This window comes from Wolbachia endosymbiont of Nasonia vitripennis (genome assembly GCF_048054115.1).
GTDB lineage: Bacteria > Pseudomonadota > Alphaproteobacteria > Rickettsiales > Anaplasmataceae > Wolbachia.
The window spans coordinates 1-3,307 of the sequence record NZ_JAFEVF010000064.1; the positions used below are offsets into that span (position 1 = coordinate 1).

Annotated in this window: 3 protein-coding genes and 1 pseudogene; 2 read left to right on the forward strand and 2 right to left on the reverse strand. The window is 32.7% G+C overall.

The window, feature by feature from the left end; all coding sequences use genetic code 11:
* Positions 1 to 127: 127 nt before the first annotated feature.
* A pseudogene (locus JR053_RS05200) lies at positions 128 to 358 on the reverse strand (glutathione synthase); the annotation flags it as partial.
* Positions 359 to 421: 63 nt separating this feature from the next.
* Between JR053_RS05200 and bcp the strand changes: the two are divergent.
* Both bcp and recF read left to right on the forward strand, forming a co-directional pair.
* Complete coding sequence (gene bcp, locus JR053_RS05205; RefSeq protein ID WP_010403789.1) at positions 422 to 889, forward strand: thioredoxin-dependent thiol peroxidase; 468 nt, start codon at positions 422 to 424, stop codon at positions 887 to 889.
* An 8-nt stretch (positions 890 to 897) separates the two neighbouring features.
* Positions 898 to 1,977, forward strand: coding sequence for a DNA replication/repair protein RecF (gene recF / locus JR053_RS05210; protein ID WP_007302298.1), 1,080 nt, complete (start codon positions 898 to 900; stop codon positions 1,975 to 1,977).
* Positions 1,978 to 1,992: 15 nt separating this feature from the next.
* Here recF and JR053_RS05215 read toward each other — a convergent pair whose 3' ends face one another.
* The gene (locus JR053_RS05215) at positions 1,993 to 3,153 is read right to left on the reverse strand and encodes an aspartate kinase (protein WP_029237635.1); all 1,161 of its coding nucleotides are present in this window, start codon (positions 3,151 to 3,153) and stop codon (positions 1,993 to 1,995) included.
* Positions 3,154 to 3,307: the final 154 nt, after the last annotated feature.

Below are 3,307 nucleotides of genomic sequence, written 5' to 3' on the forward strand. Positions count from 1 at the left end.
AACCTTTTTTGATAGTATGCATATTGCTTATCAGAAAAATATTGATAGCATTAAACAGGATGCTGATTTTGGTTTTGACTTTGTTAATTCTTCTGTCAGTTAATTCATGCCTGTCAGATCAAGTCTAAACTATTACAATTTCATTCAAATCTATAGTTACATCTTCTTTAGAAGTAAAACCAAAATCATCAACGCTGACTTTCTGAGCAAGAGCAATTGACTGATTTAACTTGAGTGCTAGATTATTAGGAACATAGACAAAAATTTCGTGCTTTCTCCTCTGCGCTTCTTTTATTAATGCAAATGTAGTATCAGTTTCAAAATTTATATTTTCATCCATTTGAAAAGCTACTTTCATTTATCCTCCCTTCCTATTACAATATACTATAGTACCATAAAAGTGTTAATAATGGAGCAAAGTATGGAATTAACAGTAGGAAATAATGCACCTGATTTTAGTTTGCCAACAGATTCTGGCGAAATTTTATCGCTGAGTGAATTTTTTGATAAAAAAAATGTAGTCCTTTATTTTTATCCTAAAGACGATACTCCGGGCTGTACAATGGAGGCAAAAGGCTTTAGAGACAAAATAGAAAATTTCTCTTCTCTTGACACAGTGATAATTGGTGTATCAAAAGATAGCGTTAAGTGCCACGCTAACTTCAAAGCAAAATATTCTTTGCCATTTTCTTTAGTTTCTGATGAAAATGCTGAAATGTTGGAAAAATATGGTGTTTGGGTAGAAAAAAGCATGTTTGGCAAAAAGTATATGGGAATAGAGCGCACTACTTTTTTAATAGATAAAAAAGGTAAAGTAGTGAAGATCTGGAAAAACGTAAAAGTTAGTGGACATGTTGATGAGGTTCTAGAAGAAGTAAGGAGAATATAAATTAAAGAATGACTACCCATTGCTATATAAAAAAACTGAAATTATATAACTTTCGTAGTCATTCAAACTTTGAACTGGATTTAGATGATAGACCAGTTGTAGTAACTGGCAAAAATGGTATTGGAAAAACTAATATACTTGAAGCAATCTCATTGCTTGCTAAAAGCAACGGAATGAAAAAAGCAAAAATCAATGAGATGCAAAATAGGCGCAGTAATGAAAGTTGGGTAGTGTATTATGATTTTTTCAATGGAGCAGAGCTTAACTCAATTGGTATAGGAAAGAATCTTAATAAGAAATTAATACAAATTGATGGGAAAACGCAGTCAAGCTACTCATCTTTGTATAGAATATCTAATGTAATATGGCTAATTCCACAAATGGACTATATTCTTCTTAATTCTCCAAGCGACAGGTTAAAATTTTTAGACCGTATAGTTTCACTATTTGAAGAAAATTACACCTATTGCTACATGAAATATAGAAAAGCTAAGCATGAGCGAAGTAAATTGCTTAGAGAGAATATTTTGGACGAAAGTTGGCTCTCTAGTCTTGAAAACGTCATGGCTACCAATGCAATTGATATTTTACGTATGCGATCATCTGTTTTAAAGATATTACAAGACACAATTGATAACCATTCTTGTGAGTTTTTTCCAAAGGCAAGTTTGAAATTTAGCAGTCAGCTAACTTTGAACGATACTGCAGAATATTTTCAGAATCGTCTAAAGGAAAACAGAGAAAAAGACTCATTAACTGGTAGAGTAACCTTTTCTGTACATAATGATAATTTTTGGGTTTTTTGCCAAAAAGGGGACATGCCAATAAATCTTTGTTCTACTGGAGAGCAAAAGCTATTACTGCTTTCTATCATCTTATCTAGTGTAAAAGCAAGGTGTATTCATTACAATAAAGCACCTCTTCTTCTGCTTGACGATATAATGTCGCATCTGGATAAAGATTACAGAAAGGTGTTAATGGAGGAGGTGTTAAGCATTCAATGTCAAACTTGGATAACCGATGTAAATCAAGATAATTTCAATAACTATCTTTGCTCTTTCAAGTTTTTTGAATTATCAAGTAAATAAATTTCAAGCGTGCTGTCATACATCAAGCTCATATTCGGTATGTAAATCTCTAATTAAAGCCTCAGCGTGTTTTTTTTGAACAACTATACTGATCTTGATTTCGGACATTGTGACAGCAAGTATTTCTATCTTTTTTTCGCTTAAAACCTTGAGTGTGCGGTACATCACTTCAGTGTTAGACATAACACCAATACCAATTATTGAAATTTTAGCTATATTATTGTTTACGACATAATTTTCATTTTTGTTCAATAACTTTTTCATTAAATCAACATCAAATTTAGAAATCAAAAAGCTTGACCCATGTATCATGTCAACTTTAACGTTTGCTCCTGCTATATCTCTTAAAGTATCCAGAGTATTTGCAAAGTTAGTAAAAGTTACAAGAGCTTCGTGAGTGCTATAAGTTATTCCAGTAATTAAGTATCTTTCCAGTACATCTTTTTCGTGTAGTACTGTAGTGCCTTCTACTTCCTCAAAAGTGGATAACACTTGCACCTTAATATTATGCTTCATTGCAAGTTGTACTGAACGATTATGCAATATTTTAGCACCAGATGACGACATCTCCAATATTTCATTGTAAGAGATAGATTTAAGCTTGCGTGCCCTTGGAACAATTTTTGGGTCTGCTGTATATATTCCGTCAATATCAGTAAAAATTTCACAAGTCCTAATACCAAAGACTACAGCAAAGGCAATTGCTGAGATGTCAGATCCTCCTCTACCAAAAGTAGTGATTCTATCATCGTATATACCCTGAAAACCAGCAATGATTGCAGCAGTATAACCCTCAGCAAAAGATCTTTTTACATGGTCAATTTTTATCTTTTTTATTTTAGACTCAGAATAAAAATTATCCGTTAGAATTGGTAACTGCCAGGCGAGCCATGATTTAGCATTAACTCCGATAGATTGAAGAGTGATAGCTAATAATGCGCAAGAGATCTGTTCTCCTGCTGAAAGGAGAACATCATACTCTGATAACTCTTGTCTACAATTTAAATTTGAAATTTGCCTAGCTTGAAAAGCCATTTGGTCAGTGAATCCTGCAGCAGCAGATACAACAGCGATTACATTACAACCTTTCTCAATATCATTTTTTATCAGGTTTGCAACTCGATTTAAGTCAGTTAGTGAAGTCCCACCAAATTTTTTTATGATTATTTTGTTCATAGTTACAATAAGGTGTAATAGTTTAGACTTGATCTGACAGGCATGAATTAACTGACAGAAGAATTAACAAAGTCAAAACCAAAATCAGCATCCTGTTTAAGGCTATCAATATTTTTCTGATAAGCAATATGCATACTATCAAAAAAGGTTTGCA